Source organism: Vibrio sp. 1180_3, from assembly GCF_029478545.1.
GTDB lineage: Bacteria > Pseudomonadota > Gammaproteobacteria > Enterobacterales > Vibrionaceae > Vibrio > Vibrio aestuarianus.
Window position 1 is genome coordinate 1 of the sequence record NZ_SJFM01000067.1, and the last position, 5602, is coordinate 5602.

The 5602-nt window shown below is 40.6% G+C and carries 5 protein-coding genes; 4 read left to right on the plus strand and 1 reads right to left on the minus strand.

Annotated elements, in window-relative coordinates; translation table 11 throughout:
• Nucleotides 1-1493 precede the first annotated feature (1493 nt).
• From EYW48_RS20200 to def, 3 genes are all read left to right on the plus strand, one after another.
• Nucleotides 1494-1898, plus strand: coding sequence for a DUF2007 domain-containing protein (locus tag EYW48_RS20200; RefSeq protein ID WP_038969946.1), 405 nt, complete (start codon nt 1494-1496; stop codon nt 1896-1898).
• Nucleotides 1899-2113: 215 nt separating this feature from the next.
• Nucleotides 2114-2377, plus strand: coding sequence for a hypothetical protein (locus tag EYW48_RS20205; protein ID WP_277432947.1), 264 nt, complete (start codon nt 2114-2116; stop codon nt 2375-2377).
• A gap of 160 nt (nt 2378-2537) precedes the next feature.
• Nucleotides 2538-3041, plus strand: a complete 504-nt coding sequence (def, locus tag EYW48_RS20210) for a peptide deformylase (RefSeq protein WP_277432948.1) — start codon at nt 2538-2540, stop codon at nt 3039-3041.
• A gap of 339 nt (nt 3042-3380) precedes the next feature.
• On the opposite strand, the gene EYW48_RS20215 is transcribed toward def, so the two are convergent.
• On the minus strand, nt 3381-3509 hold the full coding sequence (locus EYW48_RS20215; protein WP_277432949.1) for a hypothetical protein: 129 nt from the start codon (nt 3507-3509) through the stop codon (nt 3381-3383).
• 252 nt (nt 3510-3761) lie between these two features.
• Here EYW48_RS20215 and EYW48_RS20220 point away from each other — a divergent pair, with 252 nt between their 5' ends.
• Nucleotides 3762-4226, plus strand: coding sequence for a hypothetical protein (locus EYW48_RS20220; protein WP_277432950.1), 465 nt, complete (start codon nt 3762-3764; stop codon nt 4224-4226).
• Nucleotides 4227-5602: the final 1376 nt, after the last annotated feature.

The following is a 5602-nucleotide window of genomic DNA, read 5'->3' on the forward strand; positions in this document are numbered from 1 at the left end:
TTCATTGGCGCGGTTTCTTTGGTGTTGAAATTCATGAATGCCTAAATTCGTTTCGTGTGCTCTGTCGTTGGCTTTTTCGATAGAATTCTTTGCAAATTACCGAGCTCAGGAATGGTGATTTATTCGGCCATTTCTTCTTTGCCAAGCGCATTTCGTGGATTGGGTTTTAATTTTACAGCTGTCCGTTTTACTTTGCCGTTTGAAAGCAATAATGTGTTTCAAATTAGGCAGTTTGGCGTAATTTGCTAGCGAAAGTGCAGCAGCTAACTAGGCGTTTAAGACGGATTCCCAACGCTTGGGCGTTTCGGTTCTAGGTTGAGTTTTGTGTTTAAGGCACAATGGTTTAGGATTGTGGTCGCGTTGCTCACCACTTAACGCGGCGTTATGTGTTTGATGAGTTTTTAGGGTTAACTCTACGATTTCATTGAGAATTCGTTCCGTTTTTTCGGCAAGTTGGCTTGGTCGAAATGGATTCTTGAACAATCTGAGATTTATCGTTTTCAAGGTTCTTGGGTTGCCTCAATTAAGTTTTGGATCTGGTTTGTGTTGAGATTCGTCGGTTTCAAATCGCTTTAATTGAAATGTCTTTTTGACTGACTCTCTTGCTGAAGTTCAGCTCTGAAAGTCTGGTGAAGCAAAAGGTTTTGTTGTGGCTGAAAGGGCGCTTTCTTTGTTGTTGATTCTGCAAGTGGCTTTCTTTGGCTCAGATCGCTGTGAAATTTAGGTTTTGGTCAGCATCGTTTTTGTACGTAACTTATTCAAATCTCTTCCTTTCTACGGTGGTTTACTTTGAATTCACGGTAAAATTCACATAACAAGCAATTCAAGTGGATTCTCAACGCGTGGCAGTTTTACTATGCGTTAGGTAAAGTGTTTTACGGTGCAATGCAGCGGCTTGGCCAGTGCGTTGTTCACCACTTAATTGGGCGTTATGTGTTTGATGAGTTTTTGAGGTCAAAGCTACGATTTCATTGAGAATTCGTTCCGTGTTTTCGGCAAGTTGGCTTGGTCGAAATGGATTCTTGAACAACCTGAGATTGATCGTTTTTAAGGTTCTTGGGCTGCCTCAATTGAGTTTTGGATCTGGTTTGTGTTGGGTTTCGGTGGTTTCAAATCGCTTCAATTGAAATGTCTTTTTGACTGATTTGCTTGCTGACATTCAGCTCTGGAAGTTTGGTAAAGCAAAAAATTTAGCGGTTGCTGAAAGGGCGCTTTCTTTGTTGTTGATTCTGCGTGGCTCTCTTTGGCTAAGATCGCTGTGAAATTTAGGTTTTGGTAAGCATCGTTTTGCACGTAACTTATTAAAATTTCTTCATTTCTACGGTGATTTACTTTGAATTCACGGTAAAATTCACATAACAAACAATTCAAGTGGATTCTCAACGCGTGGCAGTTTTACTATGCGTTAGGTAAAGTGTTTACGGTGTAATGCAGCGGCTTGGCCAGTGCGTTGTTCACCACTTAATTGGGCGTTATGCCACAAGGAGAAATTCATGATTGTAGTAGCAAGGTTTTCTTTTCCTCATGAAGCTCATATAGCGAGAGCTAACCTTGAAAGTGCTGGCATCGAAAGCTTCATTGCAGATGAGCATACGGTGAATACACAATGGTTATATTCAAATGCTATTGGAGGCGTGCGCTTGATGGTTTTAGAAAAAGACTTTGAAGAAGCTACTGAAATCCTGACTAGTGATTTTTCTGAAAGTCTTGAAAAGCACTCTGAAACTGAGGGAGAGCAACAAGATATTTGTCCCCATTGTGGTAGTAGTGAGATAACTGCTCACACACAGGGCAAGCGTCCTGCATTTCTAGTTTTCATATTGTTAGGTTTCCCACTATTTTTCTACAAACAAGGCTATAAATGTAATCAATGTGGCGAGTTCAGTGAAAAGCTTTGAGCCGTGGCATAACAAACAATTTAAGAGGGATTCCCAACGCTTGGCATTTTGGGTTCTACTTCAAATTAAGTGTTTACGGCACAATGCTTTAGGTTTTGGTGGTAGCGTTGCTCACCCCTTAATTGGGCGTTATGTGCCTTTCATGTGAAGCGACAAACATTATGTGCAACCATTAACTTATAGAATGGCTAAAATTTCATATTTTAGAGGGTGTTATGTTTTTTAGCAACAAGGTTAAAGTGGTGATTTCAGTGGTGGCTATAGCATTGTCTTCACTTTTACTGTCTCTTGATATGTTTGGTGTCATTCCATTTCTGATTCTAGTTGTATCATTTTTTACCCTAATTATTCAAGGTGGGCTGTGCTTTCTTGGGTACAAAAATGGTGACGTTTTCGATGCTTATCAAGACCTAGAAAGAACAGAAGCAACGGCACTAACTAATCTGTTCAAAGACAAAAAGGATTGTGAAAAACACTAACCACGGCACATAACAAACAATTTAAGAGGGATTCCCAACGCTTGGTATTTTTGCTTCTACTTCAAGTTTAGTGTTTATGGCACAATGCTTTAGGTTTGGGTGGTAGCGTTGCTCACCCCTTAATTGGGCGTTATGAGCTTCCAAGAATTGAAAGGTAAATATGGCAGTTTTAGACATTCTAACTGCACCAGATCCAAGGCTTAAGATTAAAGCTGTAAAGGTGCAGGACATATCGACAGTACAAACATTGATTGACGATATGTTGGATACATTATATGCGACCGACAATGGTATCGGTTTGGCGTCAACTCAAGTAGGTCGTAAAGAGGCGGTTGTTATTATCGATCTATCAGAAAGTCGAGATGAACCGTTAATTCTGGTCAATCCGGAAGTGATTAGTGGTTCAGATAAAGCATTGGGTCAAGAAGGTTGTTTATCAGTTCCTGACTACTATGCAGACGTAGAGCGTTTTACTTCAGTTGTCGTGTCTGCTTTAGATCGCGAAGGTAAGCCAATTACCATTGAAAGTGATGAATTTTTAGCAATCGTAATGCAGCACGAAATCGATCATTTATCGGGTAACTTGTTTATTGATTACCTTTCTCCACTTAAGCGTCAAATGGCTATGAAAAAGGTTAAAAAGTACGTTAAAGCGCAGTCTTAACCTCGCTCATAACAAACAATTTAAGAGGGATTCCCAACGCTTGGCATTTTTGCTTCTACTTCAACTTTAGTGGTTACGGTACAATGCGTTAGGTTGGGTGGTAGCGTTGCTCACCCCTTAATTGGGCGTTAGCTGGGGTTAAGAAAAACGGTGAATTTAGGGTGGAAAGGCTTTGGTTTTCTAGCTACACACCGGACAAATCTCAGTTTCTCAACTATCTCGCCAGTGGCACTTTTCGGGAAGTGTTTGAACTTAACGAAGTCTGCTTACGGGAAGTGTTGCGTTTGTTAAGTTCGTTGGCGCGGTTTTTTTGTTGTTGAAATTCATGAATGCCTAAATTCATTTCGTGTGCTCTGTCGTTGGCTTTTTCGATAGAATTCTTTGCAAATTACCATGCTCAGGAATGGGGATTTCCTCGGTCATTTCTTCTTTGCCAAGCGCATTTCGTGGATTGGGTTTTAATTTCACAGCTGTCCGTTTTACTTTGCCGTTTGAAAGCAATAATGTGTTTCAAATTAGGTATTTTGTCGTAATTCGCTGGCGAAAGTGCAGCAGCTAACTAGGCGTTTAAGACGGATTCCCAACGCTTGGGAGTTTCGGTTCTAGGTTGAGTTTTGTGTTTAAGGCGCAATGGTTTAGGGTTGTGGTCGCGTTGCTCACCACTTAACGCAGCGTTAGGCAAACTCTCAATATCAGTAAGCATAAGAGACTATTTGAAGTATGGAATTTCCGTCGGAATTGTTTGGTAGTGTTTGGCATACAACTAGCTTAGAGCGTTATGCGCTGATAGTTGGTGATGGTTGTATTAAAGCTAATCCTGACATTCCTGATAGCGAGCGTTGGGGAACAAGGTTAGGTGAAAAGCACTTTCCATTTGTACGATCACTCGGTGGTATCAGTGTTTTTGATTTTCGTGATTTTGACGCTGATGCGACAGATTGGGCTACGTTTGTTCCCTGTCGAACAGAATGGAAAAGCGCGGTTTGGATTGAAGTTGATATATCAAAGTTAGGTGGCAGCTTTAAATCTGCTCAATCTATTCGACAGTTGTGGCATCAAATGGACTCTACGCGTAAGTTTATTGCCCAAATTGAAGGCGCTGTTATAGGTACAATACCAACATTGGCATTCAAGCAGGTATTGGTTTACGACACCCAGAAGTCATCTTTTAGTACGTTAGCCTAACAAACGCTTTAAGACGGATTCGCAACGCGTGGCATTTTCACCATGCGTTGATTTTAGTGATTTAGGTGGTGTGCGGAAACATCACATTGCGTTGCTCACCACTTAAGCGGGCGTTATGCAACTCAGGTAAATGTAGGGTTCAGTCTTTTGGGATTTCTCCGGCTATTCGTTTTGTGTTGTCGGCAAATGAGCATTTTTACCCTCAAATTCTTGGTTAACTCAAACCGTAAAATAGGCAAATTTCTTTGTTTGCCTCAATTGGTTTTAGCGTTGGCGCGTTGTCAGTTTTGCAGGTGCAAAGTGTGGAAATGGCAAGTTAATCGATCATTTCGCATTTGCTAAAAGTCTTGCTCGGTGAGTTTGTCTCATTCAAAAGCTTGGTTTGTTGCTGAAAGGTGGACTTTGTTTTGGTGGCTTATTTATTACGGTTCAGGCTTGGGTTGATTCTTGGCTCACTTAACCAATAATTTGATTGTTTTCTTAATCAAATTTAGTGTAACTTTATGTTTATCTTATTGAATTTGCATAACAAAGCATTTAAGACGGATTCGCAACGCTTGGTGTTTTTAGTGTAAATTCAGTTTTTGTGTTTCAAGTGGTTTGCCGAGGCATTAGTGTTTAGCGTCGCTCACCACTTAATGCGGCGTTATGTGTTTGATGAGTTTTTGAGGTTAATTCTACGATTTCATTGAAAATTCGTTCCGTGTTTTCGGCAAGTTGGCTTGGTCGAAATGGATTCTTGAACAACCTGAGTTTGATGGTTTTCAAGGTTCTTGGGTTGCCTCAATTGCGTTTTGGATCTGGTTTGTGTTGAGTTTAGTCAGTTTCAAATCGCTTTAATTGAAATGCATTTTTGACTGATTTGCTTGCTGACATTCAGTTCTGAAAATCTGGTGACGCAAAAAATTTAGCGGTTGCTGAAAGGGCGCTTTCTTTGTTGTTGATTCTGCAAGTGGCTCTCTTTGGCTAAGATCGCTGTGAAATTTAGGTTTTGGTCAGCATCATTTTTGTACGTAACTTATTCAAATCTCTTCATTTCTACGGTGGTTTACTTTGAATTCACGGTAAAATTCACATAACAAGCAATTCAAGTTGATTCTCAACGCGTGGCAGTTTTACTATGCGTCAGGTAAAGTGCTTTACGGTGCAATGCAGCGGCTTGGTCAGTGCGTTGTTCACCACTTAATTGGGCGTTATGCAACTCAGGTAAATTTAGGGGTTCAATCTTTTGGGATTTCTCCGGCCATTTGTTTTGTATTGTCGGCAAATGAGCATTTTTACCCTCAAATTCTTGGTTAACTCAAACCGTAAAACAGGCAAGTTTCTTGGTTTGCCTCAATCAGTTTTAGCGTTGGGGCGTTGTCAGTTTAGCGGGT